Below are 17,928 nucleotides of genomic sequence, written 5' to 3' on the forward strand. Positions count from 1 at the left end.
CGGTTCCTCTCAGCTTGTCGCGGGTACGGCGGTGACGCCGGCGGTCTCACTGTCCATCGTGCGGCTGGTCCCGACGCCGCGGATCAGGCCGAGCCTGCCCGCCACGACGTACGCCAGGAAGCCGACCACGAGCGAGTTGATGCTCGGCAGGCCCCACGCCACGTACTTGCCGATCAGCGCGGCGCCGATCCAGATCACGATCGTGGCCGGCACCCAGGTCGGCGCGGTCGCGGGCAGTACGCCGTGCGCGCGGGACGCGTCCAGGTCGGGCCGCCAGCGCTTCACCACGAAGTACTCCGCGACCATGATCCCGGCGATCGGCGGGAACGCCACCCCGAGCAGGATCAGGAACTCGGTGAACTTGTCCAGGATCCCGCCGGCCGCGAGCACACTGCCGAGCACACCGACGACGAGCGTGACGGCGGCCCGGTTGACGTGCCGCCCGAAGACGGTGCCGATGAAGTTCACGACGCCGAGGCCGGAGCTGTACAGGTTCCAGTCGTTGATCTTGATCGTGCCGAGGATGATCACCAGCGTGCCGACCCAGCCGACCGACGAGGTGACGATCGTGACCACGTTCGCCGAGCCGATCGCGTGCGCCAGCAGGACGCCGACCAGGCCGATCACGTACTCGCCGAGGGTGATGCCGAGCACGGTCTGCTTGACCACGTCACCGACCGTCCGGTTGAAGCGGGTCATGTCCGGCGTGATCACCGCTCCGACGATGAATCCGCCGGCGACCAGCGTCGTACCCTCCAGCAGACTCAGGTGCGGACCGGCCGGCGCGGCGTCGACCAGCGAGCCGAGGCTGTGGTCGGACAGCTCGCTGATGATCGACCAGCCGACCAGCAGCAGGAAGGCCGGGACGGTCACGTACGCGACCCAGGCCATCGAGTGGAAGCCCCGCAGCACGACCAGCGTCACCGCGAGACCGAAGACGAGCGACCAGCCCCACGTCGGGAGGATGCCGATCAGCTGGCTCAGCCCGGCCGCGGACACCGCGGACTGGATCCCGAACCAGCCGATCAGGCTGATCCCGATCGCCAGCCCGATCAGCGACGAGCCGGCCTGGCCGAAGCCGGTCCAGCGCGCGATCACCGACGTCTGCAGCCCTTCGCGGACGCCGATGACGCCGATCAGGATCGCGACCAGCTCGAGGATCACCGCGCCGAGCGTGAGCGCCCAGAACGCGTCCCGGAAACTCATCCCGAACCCGAGCGTCGCGCCGAGCAGGAACTGACTGAGCGCCGAGATCTGCCCGAACCGCTGGGTCGCGACCGACCACCAGGAGTACCGCGCGTGCTCGGGGACGCGGGCGAGCGCGTAGTCGTCCGCACCTACAGATGTACCGGCCATCGAAACCTCCAGCCCTGGGATTTCATCGAACGTACGACGGTCGTCCCTGGTACTCACCGTGGAGAGTGCACACCCCACGGCCGCTGACTGTGCAACCGGCCCAGCTCTGTACCCTTGTCGCGATGGCCGGTCGCATGCTGCGGTTGCTCGGCGTACTCACGGTAGTCGCCGGCGTCTTCGCCATGCACGGCCTGACCTCTCACCACGACCCGATGACGGCGATGGCCGCACCGGTGATGGCGCACACTGCGCCGGACACCGGCGCGCCTTCGCTCCACGTGGCTCCGGCGGACGAGGGGCATGGCATGAGCGGGGCGTGCATGGCTGTGCTCACCGGGCTGGTGCTCCTGCTCGCGCTGCTGCTGGGTCTACGGACCCTGCTGGTCTGGCGGGCGATCCGCCCGCTGTTCGCGAAGGCGCGGCGGGTGGTGGGTGAACGGTCCTCGCCCCGAGTGACTCCGTCGTCGTTGGGTGTACTGCGGATATAGGCCGACGTGCGCCTCCTCCCGCTCTGAACCCAACTCTCGACAAGGAATGCGATGACGCACGTCTACCGTACGACCGCGGCGTCGGCCGCGCTGCTCGCCGCAGTGTTCGGCCTGGCCGGCTGTGGCGACTCCGACAAGGCAACAGAGCAGACCAGCGCGACCGCTCCGGCGGCCGCGTTCAACGACGCGGACGTCGAGTTCGCGACGCGGATGATCCCGCACCACCAGCAGGCCGTGACGATGGCCGATCTGGCGTTGCAGAAGGCGACGACCGCGGAGGTCAAGACGCTCGCGACCGCGATCAAGGCCGCGCAGGCACCGGAGATCGAGCAGTTGTCCGGCTGGCTGAAGGCCTGGGGCAAACCGGTCCCGACGCCGGGTGAGCACGACGGTCACACCATGGCCGGCATGATGAACCCACAGGAGATGGACGATCTGACGAAGGCGTCCGGGAGCATGTTCGACCGGATGTGGACCGACATGATGATCAAGCACCATCAAGGTGCGGTCGCGATGGCCAAGACCGAACAGACGTCAGGCAAGGACGCAGCCTCGGTGGCACTGGCCAAGACGATCCAGACGGCCCAAACCACCGAGATCGCCACCATGCAACGCCTGCTCGGCCGCCTCCCCGTCAGCTGACCCTCGACGCAGCCGGGCCGCAGCAGTCTGCGGCCCGGCTGCCGTCAGCGAGCAGGATTCCAGTGGAGCCGTAGTTCGTCGCGACGGCCGATCTGTTCGACGCGGTGCGCAACGCGTGCGCTCTGCTGCTCGAGGACGGCGGCGTCGTCGGCCTGGAGGTGCAGGAGCAGTTGCCGCGGCGTGGAGCGGATCGTCCACGTCGCCGTACCGAGGTCGATCACGAGCTCCTCCGCCGACGCCGAGACCACCGTCAACCCACCGGGCCCGTGCGACAGATGACTGGCCAGCTGACCGAGGTACCGCTCGGCTCGCTCGGTATCGACCCGCGCTTCGAGAGCAGGCATCACAACCTCCTTTTTCGAGACAGAGTGTCTCGATCATAGGCAGATTGCCCAGTTAGAATCACGTCATGCCGAAGTTGTGGAACGACACGATCGCGAGCCACCGGGCGGCCGTGCGTACGGTGGTGCTCGACGCGACCGGCGCGGTGGTGGCCGAGCGTGGGCTGACCGGGGTGACGATGGCGGAGGTCGCGCAGCGGTCCGGGATCGGGCGGGCGACGCTGTACAAGTACTTCGCGGACGTCGAGTCGATCCTGACCGCCTGGCACCAACGTCAGGTTGCGGAGCATCTTCGACAGCTCAGCGAGATCTGGGAGCGCACGCATCGCATCGAGGACGTGCTGGAGGCGTACGCGTTCATCTGCCACGAGCACCCGCCGTCCGAGGCCGCCGCCTCACTTCACCGATCGGCGCACGTCGACCACGCGCGCCAGCATCTCGTCTCGTTCATCGCGGATCGGCTGGTCACCGTGCGTGACGACGTACCCCCGAAGGAGCTGGCGACCTACTGCATTCATGCCCTGCAGGCGGCCGGCGCCGTACCGTCGAAAGCGGCGGTACGGCGCCTGGTGAAGGTCACCCTTGACGGGTTAGGTGCTCCGGCGACAGGTCGAGGCGGCGGAGGAGCTGGGCGTTGAGGGCGACGACGATCGTGGAGATCGACATCAGGAGGGCGCCCGCGGCCGGGGAGACGACGATGCCGGCGAAGGCGAGGACTCCCGCGGCGAGTGGGACGGTGATCACGTTGTAGCCGGTCGCCCAGATCAGGTTCTGCCACATCTTGCGGTAGCTGGCGCGGGACAGCTCGATCACCGACAGCACGGCGCGCGGGTCGTCGGCGGCGAGGACGACGCCGGCGGACTCGATCGCGACGTCGGTGCCGGCGCCGATCGCGATGCCGACCTCGGCGCGGGCCAGGGCCGGGGCGTCGTTCACCCCGTCACCGACCATCGCGACCTTCAGCCCGCGGGCCTGCAGCTCGGCGACCTTGGCGTCCTTGTCCTGTGGCAGGACCTCGGCGAACACCTCGTCGATCCCCAGCTCGCGAGCGACCGCCTCGGCGACCTGATGCGCGTCGCCGGTGATCATCGCGACCTTCACACCCCGCCGGTGCAGCGCGGCGACTGCCTGCCGGGACTCGTCCCGCACCTCGTCCTCGAGCGCGATCGCTCCCAGCACCTCGCCGTCCCGCACCACGTGCAGCACCGCGGCCCCGCGGTCCTTCCATCGGGCGACCTCGGTCTCCAGCCCGTCCGGCTCGGCCAGGCCGTTCTCCCGCAGGTACGCCGGGCCGCCGACCGCGACCTCGGAGCCGTCCACGACCGCCTGGACGCCGCGACCGGTCAGCGACCGGAAGTCGGTGGCCACCAGCTTTCCGTTGCCTCCGGCAATTCCACCCGCGGCGACTCCGCCGGCTCGCGCACCGGCGGCCTGGGCTGCCTGAGCCCTGACGATCGCCTTGGCCAGCGGATGCTCGCTGTCGGCCTCGACCGCGGCGGCCAGGTCCAGCAGCTCGGACGCCGAGAACCCCTCGACGGTCGCCACGCCGGTGACAGCCGGCTCGCCCTTCGTCAACGTGCCGGTCTTGTCGAACAGCACCGCGTCGATCGTCCGCATCCGCTCCAGCGCCAGCCGGTTCTTGACCAGGACGCCGGCCTTCGCGGCGCGCTCCGTGGAGATCGCGATCACCAGCGGGATGGCCAGCCCGAGGGCGTGCGGGCAGGCGATGACCAGCACGGTCACCGTCCGCGTCACGGCCTCGTCGAGCTTGCCCAGCAGGGCCCAGACCACGAACGTGATCACGCCGGCGATCGACGCGAAGTAGAACAGGAACGCCGCGGCACGGTCCGCGAGCGCCTGCGCACGCGACGACGAGGCCTGCGCCTCGGCCACCAGCCGCTGGATGCCGGCCAGCGCGGTGTCGTCGCCGACCGCGGTGATCTCGACCCGCAAGGCGTTGTCCGTGGCAACGGTTCCGGCCACCACCGAGTCACCGACCGCCCTCGACACCGGGCGCGACTCCCCGGTGATCATCGACTCGTCGACCTCGGCCTGCCCCTCGACCACGATCCCGTCGGCCGGCACGCGTCCACCGGAACGCACCAGCACGACATCGCCGGCCTGCAACTCGTGCAGCGCGACTTCGACGACACCGTCGTCGGTCACCTTCTCCGCCGAGTCCGGCAACAGCGCGGCCAACGCGTCCAGCGCACCCGACGCCGCCCCGAGGGCGCGCATCTCCAGCCAGTGCCCGAGCAGCATGATCACGATCAGCAGCGCGAGCTCCCACCAGAAGTCCAGGTCGAACCCGCCGAGCTCCAGCGTCGTCACCCACGAGGCCACGAACGCGACCGTGATCGCCATCGAGATCAGCAGCATCATCCCCGGCTGCCGCGACTTCAGCTCACTCCAGCCGCCGGTCAGGAACGGGCGCCCGCCGTAGGCGAAGATCACCGTGCCGAGCACCGGCGCGATCAGCCCCGATCCGGGGAACTCCGGCGGCATGTACCCGAGCAGGTCGGCGAACATCTCGCTGAAGAACACCACCGGCACCGCCAGCGCGAGGCTGATCCAGAACCGGTCCTTGAACTGCGCCGCATGATCCCCGTGCCCGCCATGCCCCTCATGTCCACCGTGCCCACCGTGCCCACCGTGACCCCCGTGGTCGGCCTGCGCCGTGTGGGCGGCGTGGTCGGCGTGCCCGCCGTGTTCGTGGTGCTCGTGCTCGTCCATGCCCCAGACCATACCCCTAGGGGGTATGGGAATCAAGGGCATGCCGAAGCCCCGCCACCCGAAGGTGACGGGGCTCACCGCCATCCGGCTACAGCGGGTCGATGTCCGTCAGCGTCTCCGGCGTCAGCTCCACCCACCGGGTGACGCCGATCTCCCGCAGGAACGGCACGTCGTGGCTGGCGATGATCAACGCTCCGTTGTACGACGCGAGCGCATCGCGCAACTGCCCCACACTGGACAGGTCCAGGTTGTTCGTCGGCTCGTCCAGCATCAGCAGTTGCGGCGGCGGCTCCGCCAGCAGCAGCGCCGCCAGCGTCGCCCGGAACCGCTCACCACCGGACAGCGTCCTGACCAGCTGGTCGGCGGCCCGCCCGCGGAACAGGAACCGCGCCAGCCGCGCCCGCCGCTCCTGGTTCTCCGTGCTCGGAGCCAGCAGCGCCAGGTTGTCCACGATCGACAGGTCGTCGCGCAGCAGGTCGAGCCGCTGCGGCAGGTACCGGAACGGGACCGCCGGCAACTCCCCCGCCACGATCGACTGCAGCAGCGTGGTCTTCCCGGCGCCGTTCGGTCCGGTCAGCGCGATCCGCTCCGGACCGCGGATCTCCAGGTCGACGTGCGCCCCGGTCCGCAGGACGTGGTCCTCCAGCCGCAGCACCACGCGCCCTGCGGGAACGGCGGTCTTCGGCAGGTCGACGCGGATCGTGTCGTCGTCGTGCACCTTGTCCTCGGCGTCGGCGAGCGCTTCCTGCGCCGACTCGAGCCGCTCGGACTGCATCCCGAGATGCTTGCCCGCCGACACCTGCGCGGACCGTTTCAGCCCGCCCGCGACGATCTTCGGGATCCCGCCCTGCTCGAAGGCGCGCTGCCCCCGGGCCCGGCGCTGGTCCATCTTCATCCGCGCGTCGACCAGATCCTTCTTCTGCTTCCGTACGTCGGCCTCCGCGGCCCGGAGCATCCGCTCGGCCGCCTCCTGCTCGACGGCGACGGCCTCCTCGTACGCGGTCAGGTTCCCGCCGTACCAGGTGACCTCACCCTTCCGCAGGTCGCCGATCTGGTCGACGCGGTCCAGCAACTCGCGGTCGTGGCTGACGATCACCAGCGCGCCGCGGAACTGGTCGACCGCGTCGTACAGGTGCCGCCGCGCCCGCAGGTCGAGGTTGTTGGTCGGCTCGTCCAGCAGCAGTACGTCGGGACGCCGCAGCAGCTCGGCCGCGAGCCCGAGCAGGATCGTCTCGCCGCCGGACAGCTCACCGACGCTGCGGTCGAGGCCGATCGCGCCGAGGCCGAGCTTGCCGAGCAACGCCTCGGCGCGCTCGTCGACGTCCCACTCGTCGCCGACGGCCGCGAAGTTCTCCTCGGACGCGTCGCCCGACTCGATCGCGGTGATCGCCCGCCGGACGGCGTCGATACCGAGCGCCTGGTCGACCCGCAACGCGGTGTCGAGGGTCAGGTCCTGCGGCAGGTACCCGAGTTCACCGCTGACCCGGATCGCCCCGCGCTGCGGGGTGAGCCGGCCGGCGATCAGCCGGAGCAGCGTCGACTTGCCGGCGCCGTTGCGGCCGACCAGGCCGGAGCGGACCGGACCGGCGACGAACGTCAGGCCGTCGAACAGCACCTCGCCGTCGGGCCAGGCGAAGAAAAGGTCGGTACAGGACAGGGAAAAGCTCATGAGTGTCGCTCCTGCTGAGGTCTCGAACGAGACCGCGCGCCAGAACGGCGGCGATCAATCGGTTGCGGAGAAAGACCTCAGTTCGACAACTCGAACCCCTGTCGCCGGGAATGTGACGTGCCCAGCTTACGGACCCCGGCGGGGTTTCCTCAACCGTTTTCCGAGCGCTTGCGCCAGGCAACGACCACCAGGTCGGCGAGCGCGACCACGGCGAGCACCCCGAAGGTGATCACCCAGCCCGCCGGCAGGTCGTAGACCACTGCCAGCACCGTCGACGCCACGAACAACGCCACCCCGAACGCCGACAGCACGATGCGCAACGCCAAGGCGCTCCGCGGCGGAGGCGGCTCGCCGGTCATGGCGCCTTGCGGAGCCAGGTCTCGACGCCGGCGATGTGGGCGGTCATCCAGGCGCGGGCGGCCTCGGCGTCGCGGATCTCGATCGCGTCCAGGATCGCGGCGTGCTCGGCCAGCGTGCGCTCGACCGCGCCGGCCTGGGTGACACCGCGCCAGATCCGGGCCCGCTGGGTCGCGCCGGAGATGCCGTCCAGCAGCGAGCAGACCACCTGGTTCCCGGTCGCCTCGGCGATCCCGCGGTGGAAGCGCAGGTCGTTCGCGACCAACTCCTCGACCGAGGCGTCCGGCGCCAGGTCGCTGGTCAGCAGCCGCAGCTCGGTGACCTGCTCCGGGGTGATCCGGGTCGCGGCCAGCGCGGCGACGCCGGGCTCGAGCAACCGCCGGACCTCGAAGAACTGCAGCACCGAGTCGTCGCGGTGCAGGTCGACCATGAAGTTCAGCGCGTCCAGCAGATGCGCCGAGTCGAGACTCGTCACGTACGTGCCGTCGCCGTGCCGGACGTCCAGCACGTTGACCAGCGTGAGTGCCTTGACCGCTTCCCGCAGCGAGTTCCGCGACAACCCCAGCCGGGCGGCGAGATCCGCCTCCTTCGGCAGCCGGTCGCCGGGCCCCAGTTCCCCCGAGGTGATCATCCCCTTGATCTTGACGATCGCCTCATCCGTCAACGCCATTTCGTCAGTATGCCCTCGCAGAGGGTGGTTCACCCGGTCCCGGCGTCCGGGCGCGGGTTCCTGGCTACCATCCCGGCATGACCGCGACACCCGGTTACTCCGGCAAGCCGCTGGCTGCCAAGCTCGGGATCAAGCCGGAGCATCTGGTTCTGCTCGACAACGCCCCGGCCGGTTTCGTCCTCGACGGGCTGCCGGCCGGTACGCCGGTCGCGCGCCGGCCGGGCCGGGCGCCGTACGACGTCGTGCTGATGTTCTGCCCCGACCGGGCCCGGCTGACCAGGCGCCTCCCGGTCCTGCTCGAGCGCACGACCACCGCCGGGATGATCTGGGCGGCGTGGCCGAAGCGGGCGTCCGGCGTCCCCACCGACCTCGACGAGAACGGGATCCGCGAGCTCGCGCTGCCGCTCGGCGTCGTCGACGTCAAGGTCTGCGCGATCGACGCGACCTGGTCCGGGCTCAAGCTCGTCCGGCGGGTCGTGAACCGATGAAGGCCAATCATCCCCGACTGGACTGATTTCGCACGTGACGTTGACCACACTTCTGCGCGGTCCTGATCATCACCGGGCGCGAGTGGACAACTGCATACAGTGGGCAACCACGCTCAGAACCTTGTCCGGACCAACCGGCACAGACCGCTGGAAATCCACCTCTGCAAGGCGTCCCGCAGCGATCGTCGTTGCTCTCCGCACCGGCGGCGGATGAGAGGACGGCGTGTGGCCTGAAACACCTTTGTGAGCAGTGTTTCAGGCACCGGCGGATCGTCCCGCCGGGGGCCGACCACTCGACACACTGGTCCGGTGGTCCCCGGCTGTGGAAGTGGTCCGCGTGCTATTAGCCTTTGCTTGGGGCACCACCCATAACATCAGCAGTAACCAACCCGTGGTACCGGACCCGAAATCGGAAGAGGCGAACTGCCAAGTGGCCACCGAGCCATCAGACACCAATCCCCTAGCAGCCTTCGGTGCGAACGAATGGCTGGTCGACGAGTTGTACGAGAAGTACCTGCAGGACCCGAAGTCGGTGGATCCGGCGTGGTTGGACTTCTTCAAGACGTACAAGCCAGGTGACGCGGCGCCGGTGACGACCACCCCGGCCGACGCTCCCCGGCCCGATGCCGTGTCCGACAACAAGACGCCCGAGGCGCCGAGCCGCGGTACGGCGACGTCCGCGCCGGCCTCGAGCGCGCCCGCGGCCACGACCGCGGCGACGCAGCCCACTCCGGCCGCTGCCCAGGCCGCCGCACCGCAGACCCAGCCGGCCGCGAAGCAAGCACCGGCCCAGTCCGGCGCCCCGACCGGAGGCACGGTGAACCAGCCGCCCAAGGCCCAGGCCAAGCCCGCCCCCGCGACCAGCTCGGACGCCGAGCGGCTGATCCTGCGCGGCGCCCCGGCGCGGACCGCCCAGAACATGGAGACCAGCCTCACGGTCCCCACGGCGACCAGCGTCCGCGCGGTCCCGGTCAAGCTGCTGATCGACAACCGGATCGTCATCAACAACCACCTGAAGCGTGCCCGCGGCGGCAAGGTGTCCTTCACGCACCTGATCGGCTGGGCGCTGGTCAAGGCGCTGAAGACGCTGCCGGACATGAACGCGTCGTACGACGAGACCGAGGGCAAGCCGACCCTGGTCCACCCGACGCACATCAACCTCGGCCTGGCCATCGACATGCAGAAGCCGGACGGCACCCGGCAGCTGCTGGTGCCGTCCATCAAGGGCGCCGAGGAGATGACCTTCGCCGACTTCTGGATGGCCTACGAGGACATCGTCCGCCGCGCCCGCGACAACAAGCTCGCGCTGCCGGACTTCCAGGGCACCACGATCAGCCTGACGAACCCGGGCACGATCGGCACCCAGCACTCGGTGCCGCGGCTGATGACCGGCCAGGGCTGCATCATCGGCGTCGGCGCGATGGAGTACCCGCCGGAGTACCAGGGCGCCGCCGACGAGACGATGGCCAAGCTCGCGGTCAGCAAGGTGATGACGCTGACCTCGACGTACGACCACCGGATCATCCAGGGCGCCCAGTCGGGTGAGTTCCTGCGCCGGATCCACCAGCTGCTGCTCGGCGGCGAGGGTTTCTACGACGAGATCTTCCAGAGCCTGCGGATCCCCTACGAGCCGATCCGCTGGGCCGCCGACCTCCCGCACAGCCACGAGGAGGACATCAGCAAGCAGGCCCGCATCCTGGAGCTGATCCACGCCTTCCGGGTCCGCGGCCACATCATGGCCGACACCGACCCGCTGGAGTACAAGCAGCGCAGCCACCCGGACCTGGACGTCGCCACCCACGGCCTGACGCTGTGGGACCTGGACCGCGAGTTCGCCACCGGATCGTTCGGCGGCAGCGACCGGCGGTTCATGAAGCTCCGCGAGATCCTCGGCATCCTGCGCGACTCGTACTGCCGGACCACCGGTATCGAGTACATGCACATCCAGGACCCCGAGCAGCGCAAGTGGATCCAGGAGCGGGTCGAGCGCCCGCACACCAAGCCGCCCCGCGAGGAGCAGCTGCGGATCCTGGCCAAGCTGAACGAGGCCGAGGCGTTCGAGACCTTCCTGCAGACCAAGTACGTCGGTCAGCGCCGGTTCTCGCTCGAGGGCGCCGAGACCACCATCCCGCTGCTCGACGAGCTGTGCGAGGAGGCGGCCGGCGCCGGGCTGGACGAGGTCGCGATCGGGATGGCGCACCGCGGCCGGCTGAACGTGCTGGCCAACATCGTCGGCAAGTCGTACGGCCAGATCTTCCGCGAGTTCGAGGGCAACATCGACCCGCGGACCGTGCAGGGCTCCGGTGACGTCAAGTACCACCTGGGCGCCGAGGGCGAGTTCGTGTCCGAGTTCGGCGACAAGATCAAGGTCTCGGTGGCGGCCAACCCGTCGCACCTGGAGACCGTCGACCCGGTGCTCGAGGGCATCGTCCGGGCCAAGCAGGACATCCTGGACCGCGGCGCCGCGTTCCCGGTGCTGCCGGTGCTGGTGCACGGTGACGCGGCCTTCGCCGGCCAGGGCGTGGTGGCGGAGACGCTGAACCTGTCCCAGCTGCGCGGCTACCGCACCGGCGGCACGATCCACGTGATCGTGAACAACCAGGTCGGCTTCACCACCTCGCCGGCCTCGTCCCGCTCGTCGATGTACTCCACCGACGTCGCGCGGATGGTGCAGGCGCCGATCTTCCACGTGAACGGCGACGACCCCGAGGCCTGCATCCGGGTCGCGGACCTGGCCTTCGAGTACCGCCAGGCGTTCAACAAGGACGTCGTCATCGACCTGGTCTGCTACCGCCGCCGCGGTCACAACGAGGGCGACGACCCGAGCTTCACCCAGCCGCTGATGTACGACCTGATCGAGCAGAAGCGCTCGGTCCGCAAGCTGTACACCGAGGCCCTGATCGGTCGTGGCGACATCACGATCGAAGAGGCCGAGCAGGCGATGCAGGACTTCCAGCAGCGCCTGGAGCGGGTGTTCGCCGAGGTCCGGGACGCGAAGAACGAGCCCGACACACCGGCGCCGTACGTCACCGTGCCGGTGTACCCGGACAAGCCGGAGGGCCCGGACGCGACCGCGATCAGCGTCGAGACGCTGAAGAAGATCGCCGACGCGTACACCACGCTGCCCGAGGGCTTCACCGTGCACCCGAAGGTGCAGCCGCAGCTGCAGCGCCGGGCGCACGCGATCACCGAGGGCCCGCTGGACTGGGCGTCGGCGGAGATCACGGCCTTCGGCTCGCTGCTGCTCGACGGTCGCCCGGTCCGGCTCGCCGGCCAGGACAGCCGCCGCGGCACGTTCGTCCAGCGCTTCGCCGCCGTCATCGACCGGGTCAACGGGCAGGACCACGTCCCGCTGCAGCACCTGGACGAGGAGCAGGCCAGCTTCTTCGTGTACGACTCGCTGCTCAGCGAGTACGCCGCGCTCGGCTTCGAGTACGGGTACTCCGTGGCGCGGCCGGACGCGCTGGTGCTGTGGGAGGCGCAGTTCGGCGACTTCGTGAACGGCGCCCAGTCCGTCATCGACGAGTACATCTCGTCCGGTGAGGCGAAGTGGGGCCAGAAGTCCGGTGTCGTGCTGCTGCTGCCGCACGGGTACGAGGGCCAGGGCCCGGACCACACCTCGGCCCGGATCGAGCGGTTCCTGCAGCTGTGCGCCGAGGACGCGATGACCGTCGCGCAGCCGTCGACGCCGGCGTCGTACTTCCACCTGCTCCGCCGGCACACGCTCGGCGAGGAGCACGTCCCGATGATCGTCTTCACGCCGAAGCAGCTGCTGCGGCGCAAGGAGGCGGTGTCGCAGCCGGAGGAGCTGACCCACGGCACCTTCCGGCCGGTCATCGGCGACGCCGAGGCGGAGGCGAACGCGGCCGCCGTCGAGCGGGTCATCCTGGCCTCGGGCCGGATCGTGTACGACCTGCTCGCCGAGCGGAAGAAGGTCGAGCCGGACAAGATCAGCACCGCGATCCTGCGCGTCGAGCAGCTCTACCCGCTGCCGCACGAGGAGGTCGTCGCCGAGCTGGCGAAGTACCCGAACGCTACCGAGATCCGCTGGGTGCAGGACGAGCCGGCGAACCAGGGCCCCTGGCCGTTCATGGCGTTGAACCTGACCGAGCACCTGGGCGGCAAGCCGTTCTACCGGGTGTCCCGGCCGGCCATGTCCGCTCCGGCGGTCGGCTCGCACGGCGTCCACGGCGCCGAGCAGGCGACACTGCTCAAGCAGGCCTTCAGCTGACATGTACTTCACCGACCGCGGGATCGAGGAACTCGAGAAGCGACGCGGCGAGGAAGAAGTCTCCCTCGCCTTCGTCGCCGAACGACTCCGCGAGTTCGTCGACCTGAACCCCGAGTTCGAAACCCCGATCGAACGCTTCGCCACCTGGCTGGCCCGCCTCGACGACGAGGACGACTAACCTGAGTGAATGCCCTTCGCCACCCAGCCCGTACGACGGGTCGCGGCGGCGGAGGGCATTCGCCTGTCCGGCCACTGGCCGCACACCATCCCCGCGGTCCGCCAACTCCTGACCGACGGGCTGGACCTCGACCCCGGCGTCACGTTCCTGGTCGGCGAGAACGGAGCCGGCAAGTCCACGCTGGTCGAGGCGATCGCCGTGGCCTTCGGCCTGTCCCCCGAGGGCGGCTCGACAGGCGCCCGCCTCAGCACCTACCTGGAGCGCAACCCCAAGACCTCCGGGCCTCCCGAGCCGGTGTTCCACGAGCTCAGCCACGGCGAGAGCTTCCTGAGCCTGATCAACGACCGCTTCGCCCGTCAGGGCTTCTACTGCCTCGACGAGCCCGAGTCCGCCCTGTCGTTCTCCAGCAGCCTGGCCGTGGTCGGCGTACTCAACCGCCTCGCCCAGTCCGGCTCCCAGGTCCTGTGCGCGACCCATTCACCTGTCATCGCAGCCCTGCCCGGCGCGACGATCCTCGAGGTCGGCGACTGGGGCATCCGGCGTACGACGTGGTCCGAGCTGGAGCTCGTCCAGAACTGGAAGGCGTACCTGCAGGCGCCGGAGCGGTACCTGCGGCACGTGCTCTAGTCCGTGTGTGGGGGCCGGGTGCGGCGGGGTGGGTCGGGGGCCAGGGTGCCGTCGGGGGCGATGTGTTCGAAGATCTGGTCGACCAGGTTGAGGACGTGCGGGTCGTCGACCGTGTAGATGTGCCGGCGGCCCTCGCGGCGGGCGGTGATGATGCCGGCCAGGCGGAGCTTGCCGAGGTGCTGGCTCGCGGTGGCGATGCTGACGCCGACGCGTTCCGCCAGGGTGCCGACGTCGTACTCCCCCTGCGCGGCCAGCGACACCAGGTGCAGCCGGACCGGAGCGGAGAGCATGGCGAAGGTGCCCGCGGCGGATTCGAGCTGCGCCTTCGTCGGTTCAGGGTTGGTCATCGCGCAGTCATTGTGACCGCTGGAGCGGTCTCCCGGCAGTCCGGCGTGCCGTGGTGACCACGGTCTCATACTTTCGCAATTGCGAAAGTATCGAAACGGTGGCACGCTTGAAGCGTGTTCCGAGCCCTCCGCCCCGTCCTGTTGCTGCTCCTGGTGGCGATCCCCGCGGTCGTCCTCCGGGTCACCGGCACCCATCCCCCGGCGCTCGCGTCGATCCTGATCTTCGGCCTCGCCGTGGTCGCCGCCTCGTTCGTGCTGGCCTGGGCGGCGGAGGCGGCGGAGATGGACATCTCGGGCGGGCTCGCGATCGCGCTGCTCGCGGTCATCGCCGTCCTGCCGGAGTATGCGGTGGACCTGTACTTCGCACACACCGCCGGCTCGAACCCTGAGTACGTGCAGTACGCCGCCGCCAACATGACCGGCTCGAACCGGCTGCTGCTCGGCCTCGGCTGGTCCAGCGTCGTCCTGATCAGCCTGTACGTCGCTTCGCGGCGGAGCGGGCGCTCGGTGAAGGCGCTCGTCCTCGAGACCGGCTACCGGCGTGAGCTGGGCTTCCTGGCGGTCGCCGGTGTGGTCGCGTTCGTGATCCCGGTGACCGGCGAGATCCACCTGGTACTCGGGCTCCTGCTGCTCGCCTTCTTCGCCTACTACCTCTACCGGGCGGCGACGTCCGAGCACGACGACGAGCCGGACCTGATCGGGCCGGCGGCGACCATCGGCGCACTGCCGACGACGGCGCGGCGGATCGTCGTGGCGAGCATGTTCGTGGTCTCGGCCGGCGTGATCCTGGCCGCGGCCGAGCCGTTCGCGGACTCGCTCGTCGCGGGCGGGCACGCGCTCGGCATCGACCAGTTCCTGCTGGTCCAGTGGCTGGCGCCGCTGGCGTCCGAGGCGCCCGAGTTCATCGTCGCGCTGCTGTTCGCCTGGCGGGGCAAGGGCGCCGCGGCGCTGGGCTTGCTGATCTCGGCCAAGGTGAACCAGTGGACCTTGCTGATCGGGAGCCTGCCGATCGCGTACGGGCTCGGTGGCGGCGGTGTCGCGCTGCACCTCGACGGGCGGCAGATCGAGGAATTCCTGCTCACCGCCACACAGACCCTGCTCGGCCTCGCGATCCTTTTGAACCTGCGCTTCCCGCGCTGGGCCGCGCTGACGCTGCTGGGCTTGTTCGCCGTCCAGTTCGCCGTCCCCGGCCAGAGCGGCCGGTACGTGATCAGCGCGATCTACCTGCTGCTCGCGATCGGCGCGACGATCCACCACCGCGAGCACCTGGTCCGGACGATCATGGCCCCGTTCCGCACCGCCGACGAACTCGCCGACGCCGAACGAGGCAACGAGCTCATCAAGGTCTGACCCGCTTTGTTAGCGTGCCCGGATGGAACCCCTGGAGCACGTGCCGTGGCCGCCTGAGCCGATCAAGACCGAGCGGCTCCTGCTCCGCGAACCTGAGGCCCGGGACCGTACGGCCTTCATCGAGTTGCTCGCCTCACCCGAGGTGACCGCGTACGTCGGTGGTCCCCGGCCGCGCGCCGAGCTCGAGCGCGAGACGCCTGAGGTGCCAGAGCAGTGGGCCGGGAGTTTCGTCGTCGAACTCGACGGAGCGATGATCGGCCAGGTCCTGCTCAGGAGGGCGACCGGGCACCGGCGGCCGGCTGCCACCGGGAAGGCCGACCTCGGCTATCTCTTCCTGCCGCACACCTGGGGACGTGGGTACGCCGCCGAGGCCTGCGCGGCTGCGCTCGGCTGGCTCGGCGGCGTGCTTCCCGGGGAACCGGTGGTGCTCACCACGCAGTCCGCCAACACCGGCTCGATGCGCCTCGCCGCCAAGCTCGGGTTCGCCGAGGTGGAGCGGTTCGAGGCGTGGGGTGCCGAGCAGTGGCTGGGCCTGCGGGTCAGCTCGCCTGCTGTTCGGTGATGATGGTCGGGCGGCTGCGGCGTTCCTGGGGGCCGGGGCGGCCGCGGCGGCGGCCGGACAGGAACTTCTCGCCGGCGGCGGTGCCGGTGAACTTCGTCCGGCGGGCCCATTCCCGGCATTCCTCGATCACCGGGCACGACGTCAGGCAGAGCGCCTGCGCCTTGCGCTGCTCCCACTGGCTGGCGTTCTCGTCGTACGACGGCGCCTGTCCGACACACGCGGCCTTCGTCATCCAGTTGTCGGCCGGGTCAACGATCACCGTCAAAGTAGGCCTCATGGGCTCCCCTGCTCCTCATCGATCGGGCGGATCGGTAAGAACAGATTGACCCCGTCGCGTTGCCCTGGTGCGACGCCAATGTTTCAGCCATGAAACGTCACAGCCTTCAGCTGTCACATGAGTGCCGGTGGCACTAACGGCGTACCAGCCGGATCTCCCAGAGGTCGAAATACGGGTCGTGCTTGCCGACACCGTCCGGCTCGAACCCGTGCCGCTGGTAGAACGCCCGGGCCCGCTTGTTGCCCTCGAACACCCAGAGGAACGCCGGCTGCTTGCCCACAGCAACGTCGAGCAGCCGCCCACCGAGGCCGGTCCCCCAGAACGCCTGCCGGGTGTAGATCGCCTCCAACTCGAACGGCACCGGCGCATCCTCGTCTCGCCCGGGACCGGTGCCGATGAAGCCGACCACACGCTCCTCGGTCGGCGCCGCCGGGTCCGGGTTCAGGGCGATCCAGCGTTCGGCGCCGTCGGCGAGCCTCGACGACCAGCGCTCGATCCGGCGTGCGATGTCCGACGTGCGCTCGAGCAGGAGGCCGGCCGGTACGAGACCGGCGTACGCCTCCCGCCAGCACAGCAGATGGCACCACGCGCCGGCCTCGGCGTCCTCGACCGTGGCCGGGCGGATCTCGGGCTGCATTCAGACAGTAAAGACGATCTTGCCGAACACGTCGCCCGCATTCATCTTCTCGAAGCCGGTGCGGGCTTCGGCGAGTGGCAGGATCGAGTCGATGTGCGGGGCGATGCCGGCGTTCGCCATGAACCGGACCAGTTCGGCGAGTTCGGTGCGGGTGCCCATCGTGGAGCCCTGGACCCGCAGTTGCAGGAAGAAGATGCGGTTCAGCTCGGCCGACTTCGGCGCCTGGCCGCTGGTCGCGCCGGAGATCACCAGCGTGCCGCCCTGCTTCAGCGACTTCAGCGAGTGCGACCAGGTGGCCTGCCCGACCGTCTCCATGACGGCGTCGACCCGTTCTGGCAGCCGCGCGCCGGACTCGTACGCGTCGTGCGCGCCGATCTCCAGCGCCTTCGCCCGCTTGCCCTCGTCCCGGCTGGTCGCCCAGACCCGGATCCCGGCCGCCCGCGCCAGCGTGATCAGCGCGGTCGCGACACCACCGCCGGCGCCTTGGACGAGCACCGTGTCACCCGGCTTCAGGCCCGACTGCGTGAACAGCATCCGGTACGCCGTCAGCCACGCCGTCGGGAGGCACGCGGCCTGCTCGAAGCTCATCCCGGCCGGCTTGGGTACGACGTTGCGGGCCGGTACGGCGACCTTCTGGGCGAGGGTGCCCTGGTACCGCTCACTGAGCAGCGAACGCTTCGGGTCGAGCGTCTCGTCACCCTTCCACGCCGGATCCGACACGACCGCGTGCACGACGACCTCGTTCCCGTCCGGGTCCACACCCGCCGCGTCACATCCGAGGATCATCGGCAGACTCTGCTCGGCCAGCCCGACCCCCTTCAGCGACCACAGGTCGTGATGGTTGAGCGCAGTCGCCTTGACGTCGACAGTCACCCACCCCTCAGGCACCACCGGCTCAGGCCGCTCCCCCACCTCCAACGCGGCGGTCGGGTTCTCGGCGTCGAACTTGGCAGCGTAGGCAGCAAGCATGCAAAC

At 69.7% G+C, this 17,928-nt stretch carries 19 protein-coding genes; 9 read left to right on the plus strand and 10 right to left on the minus strand.

All coding sequences use genetic code 11. From position 1 onward, the window contains the following. Positions 1 to 9: 9 nt before the first annotated feature. Complete coding sequence (locus ABZW60_RS12415) at positions 10 to 1,356, minus strand: cytosine permease (protein ID WP_355476108.1); 1,347 nt, start codon at positions 1,354 to 1,356, stop codon at positions 10 to 12. Positions 1,357 to 1,478: 122 nt separating this feature from the next. Between ABZW60_RS12415 and ABZW60_RS12420 the strand changes: the two genes are divergently transcribed. Both ABZW60_RS12420 and ABZW60_RS12425 read left to right on the plus strand, forming a co-directional pair. Further along, the gene (locus ABZW60_RS12420) at positions 1,479 to 1,844 is read left to right on the plus strand and encodes a DUF6153 family protein (RefSeq protein WP_355476110.1); all 366 of its coding nucleotides are present in this window, start codon (positions 1,479 to 1,481) and stop codon (positions 1,842 to 1,844) included. A gap of 51 nt (positions 1,845 to 1,895) precedes the next feature. Further along, the gene (locus ABZW60_RS12425) at positions 1,896 to 2,486 is read left to right on the plus strand and encodes a DUF305 domain-containing protein (protein ID WP_355476111.1); all 591 of its coding nucleotides are present in this window, start codon (positions 1,896 to 1,898) and stop codon (positions 2,484 to 2,486) included. 44 nt (positions 2,487 to 2,530) lie between these two features. Here the strand turns inward: ABZW60_RS12425 and ABZW60_RS12430 are convergent, their stop codons facing one another. Beyond that, on the minus strand, positions 2,531 to 2,830 hold the full coding sequence (locus tag ABZW60_RS12430) for a DUF2218 domain-containing protein (RefSeq protein ID WP_355476113.1): 300 nt from the start codon (positions 2,828 to 2,830) through the stop codon (positions 2,531 to 2,533). Positions 2,831 to 2,895: 65 nt separating this feature from the next. Here ABZW60_RS12430 and ABZW60_RS12435 point away from each other — a divergent pair, with 65 nt between their 5' ends. Beyond that, positions 2,896 to 3,465 carry a TetR/AcrR family transcriptional regulator gene (locus ABZW60_RS12435; protein WP_355476115.1) on the plus strand — a complete coding sequence of 190 codons (570 nt, stop codon included), beginning with the start codon at positions 2,896 to 2,898 and terminating at the stop codon, positions 3,463 to 3,465. Here the strand turns inward: ABZW60_RS12435 and ABZW60_RS12440 are convergent. From ABZW60_RS12440 to ABZW60_RS12455, 4 genes are all read right to left on the minus strand, one after another. Continuing rightward, positions 3,404 to 5,560 carry a heavy metal translocating P-type ATPase gene (locus tag ABZW60_RS12440; RefSeq protein ID WP_355476117.1) on the minus strand — a complete coding sequence of 719 codons (2,157 nt, stop codon included), beginning with the start codon at positions 5,558 to 5,560 and terminating at the stop codon, positions 3,404 to 3,406. The genes ABZW60_RS12435 and ABZW60_RS12440 overlap by 62 nt on opposite strands. A gap of 88 nt (positions 5,561 to 5,648) precedes the next feature. Continuing rightward, positions 5,649 to 7,229, minus strand: a complete 1,581-nt coding sequence (locus ABZW60_RS12445) for an ATP-binding cassette domain-containing protein (protein WP_355476118.1) — start codon at positions 7,227 to 7,229, stop codon at positions 5,649 to 5,651. 149 nt (positions 7,230 to 7,378) lie between these two features. Continuing rightward, on the minus strand, positions 7,379 to 7,588 hold the full coding sequence (locus ABZW60_RS12450) for a DUF6343 family protein (protein WP_355476120.1): 210 nt from the start codon (positions 7,586 to 7,588) through the stop codon (positions 7,379 to 7,381). Then, on the minus strand, positions 7,585 to 8,256 hold the full coding sequence (locus ABZW60_RS12455) for a FadR/GntR family transcriptional regulator (protein ID WP_355476121.1): 672 nt from the start codon (positions 8,254 to 8,256) through the stop codon (positions 7,585 to 7,587). The genes ABZW60_RS12450 and ABZW60_RS12455 overlap by 4 nt, the downstream gene beginning before the upstream one ends. A 77-nt stretch (positions 8,257 to 8,333) precedes the next feature. Between ABZW60_RS12455 and ABZW60_RS12460 the strand changes: the two genes are divergently transcribed. The 4 genes from ABZW60_RS12460 (at position 8,334) to ABZW60_RS12475 (ending at position 13,780) form a co-directional block, all read left to right on the plus strand. Beyond that, positions 8,334 to 8,744, plus strand: a complete 411-nt coding sequence (locus ABZW60_RS12460; protein WP_355476123.1) for a DUF3052 domain-containing protein — start codon at positions 8,334 to 8,336, stop codon at positions 8,742 to 8,744. A 430-nt stretch (positions 8,745 to 9,174) separates the two neighbouring features. Beyond that, positions 9,175 to 12,975 carry a multifunctional oxoglutarate decarboxylase/oxoglutarate dehydrogenase thiamine pyrophosphate-binding subunit/dihydrolipoyllysine-residue succinyltransferase subunit gene (locus ABZW60_RS12465; RefSeq protein WP_355476125.1) on the plus strand — a complete coding sequence of 1,267 codons (3,801 nt, stop codon included), beginning with the start codon at positions 9,175 to 9,177 and terminating at the stop codon, positions 12,973 to 12,975. A gap of 1 nt (position 12,976) precedes the next feature. Beyond that, complete coding sequence (locus tag ABZW60_RS12470) at positions 12,977 to 13,153, plus strand: DUF6104 family protein (protein ID WP_355476126.1); 177 nt, start codon at positions 12,977 to 12,979, stop codon at positions 13,151 to 13,153. Positions 13,154 to 13,162: 9 nt separating this feature from the next. Next, positions 13,163 to 13,780: an AAA family ATPase gene (locus tag ABZW60_RS12475; RefSeq protein WP_355476128.1), complete on the plus strand. Its 618-nt coding sequence runs from the start codon at positions 13,163 to 13,165 to the stop codon at positions 13,778 to 13,780. Here ABZW60_RS12475 and ABZW60_RS12480 read toward each other — a convergent pair. Next, on the minus strand, positions 13,777 to 14,127 hold the full coding sequence (locus tag ABZW60_RS12480) for a metalloregulator ArsR/SmtB family transcription factor (protein ID WP_131285169.1): 351 nt from the start codon (positions 14,125 to 14,127) through the stop codon (positions 13,777 to 13,779). The two genes, ABZW60_RS12475 and ABZW60_RS12480, sit on opposite strands and share 4 nt — an antisense overlap. Positions 14,128 to 14,241: 114 nt before the next feature. Here ABZW60_RS12480 and ABZW60_RS12485 point away from each other — a divergent pair, with 114 nt between their 5' ends. Both ABZW60_RS12485 and ABZW60_RS12490 read left to right on the plus strand, forming a co-directional pair. Next, a complete protein-coding gene (locus ABZW60_RS12485) occupies positions 14,242 to 15,477 on the plus strand; it encodes a sodium:proton exchanger (RefSeq protein WP_355476130.1) in 1,236 nt (411 codons plus the stop codon). 22 nt (positions 15,478 to 15,499) lie between these two features. After that, on the plus strand, positions 15,500 to 16,039 hold the full coding sequence (locus tag ABZW60_RS12490; protein WP_355476132.1) for a GNAT family N-acetyltransferase: 540 nt from the start codon (positions 15,500 to 15,502) through the stop codon (positions 16,037 to 16,039). Here the strand turns inward: ABZW60_RS12490 and ABZW60_RS12495 are convergent. The 3 genes from ABZW60_RS12495 to ABZW60_RS12505 form a co-directional block, all read right to left on the minus strand. Next, entirely contained in the window at positions 16,017 to 16,316 is a 300-nt protein-coding gene (locus ABZW60_RS12495) for a WhiB family transcriptional regulator (RefSeq protein ID WP_355476133.1), read from the minus strand. The two genes, ABZW60_RS12490 and ABZW60_RS12495, sit on opposite strands and share 23 nt — an antisense overlap. Before the next feature lie 133 nt (positions 16,317 to 16,449). Beyond that, positions 16,450 to 16,953 (minus strand): GNAT family N-acetyltransferase, encoded by a 504-nt coding sequence (locus tag ABZW60_RS12500; RefSeq protein WP_355476134.1) that lies wholly within the window; start codon positions 16,951 to 16,953, stop codon positions 16,450 to 16,452. Beyond that, a complete protein-coding gene (locus tag ABZW60_RS12505; protein WP_355476136.1) occupies positions 16,954 to 17,922 on the minus strand; it encodes a zinc-binding dehydrogenase in 969 nt (322 codons plus the stop codon). It abuts the gene before it with no gap. Positions 17,923 to 17,928 lie beyond the last annotated feature (6 nt).

Origin of the sequence: Kribbella sp. NPDC003557, assembly GCF_040610805.1 — a bacterium.
In the GTDB taxonomy this organism is placed as follows: domain Bacteria; phylum Actinomycetota; class Actinomycetes; order Propionibacteriales; family Kribbellaceae; genus Kribbella.

Bases quoted from the DNA above. Each gene is read 5' to 3' on its own strand.
- ABZW60_RS12415 (WP_355476108.1), bottom strand. From the start codon at position 1,356: ATGGCCGGTACATCTGTAGGTGCGGACGACTACGCGCTCGCCCGCGTC.
- ABZW60_RS12420 (WP_355476110.1), top strand. From the start codon at position 1,479: ATGGCCGGTCGCATGCTGCGGTTGCTCGGCGTACTCACGGTAGTCGCC.
- ABZW60_RS12425 (WP_355476111.1), top strand. From the start codon at position 1,896: ATGACGCACGTCTACCGTACGACCGCGGCGTCGGCCGCGCTGCTCGCC.
- ABZW60_RS12430 (WP_355476113.1), bottom strand. From the start codon at position 2,830: ATGCCTGCTCTCGAAGCGCGGGTCGATACCGAGCGAGCCGAGCGGTAC.
- ABZW60_RS12435 (WP_355476115.1), top strand. From the start codon at position 2,896: ATGCCGAAGTTGTGGAACGACACGATCGCGAGCCACCGGGCGGCCGTG.
- ABZW60_RS12440 (WP_355476117.1), bottom strand. From the start codon at position 5,560: ATGGACGAGCACGAGCACCACGAACACGGCGGGCACGCCGACCACGCC.
- ABZW60_RS12445 (WP_355476118.1), bottom strand. From the start codon at position 7,229: ATGAGCTTTTCCCTGTCCTGTACCGACCTTTTCTTCGCCTGGCCCGAC.
- ABZW60_RS12450 (WP_355476120.1), bottom strand. From the start codon at position 7,588: ATGACCGGCGAGCCGCCTCCGCCGCGGAGCGCCTTGGCGTTGCGCATC.
- ABZW60_RS12455 (WP_355476121.1), bottom strand. From the start codon at position 8,256: ATGGCGTTGACGGATGAGGCGATCGTCAAGATCAAGGGGATGATCACC.
- ABZW60_RS12460 (WP_355476123.1), top strand. From the start codon at position 8,334: ATGACCGCGACACCCGGTTACTCCGGCAAGCCGCTGGCTGCCAAGCTC.
- ABZW60_RS12470 (WP_355476126.1), top strand. From the start codon at position 12,977: ATGTACTTCACCGACCGCGGGATCGAGGAACTCGAGAAGCGACGCGGC.
- ABZW60_RS12475 (WP_355476128.1), top strand. From the start codon at position 13,163: ATGCCCTTCGCCACCCAGCCCGTACGACGGGTCGCGGCGGCGGAGGGC.
- ABZW60_RS12480 (WP_131285169.1), bottom strand. From the start codon at position 14,127: ATGACCAACCCTGAACCGACGAAGGCGCAGCTCGAATCCGCCGCGGGC.
- ABZW60_RS12490 (WP_355476132.1), top strand. From the start codon at position 15,500: ATGGAACCCCTGGAGCACGTGCCGTGGCCGCCTGAGCCGATCAAGACC.
- ABZW60_RS12495 (WP_355476133.1), bottom strand. From the start codon at position 16,316: ATGAGGCCTACTTTGACGGTGATCGTTGACCCGGCCGACAACTGGATG.
- ABZW60_RS12500 (WP_355476134.1), bottom strand. From the start codon at position 16,953: ATGCAGCCCGAGATCCGCCCGGCCACGGTCGAGGACGCCGAGGCCGGC.
- ABZW60_RS12505 (WP_355476136.1), bottom strand. From the start codon at position 17,922: ATGCTTGCTGCCTACGCTGCCAAGTTCGACGCCGAGAACCCGACCGCC.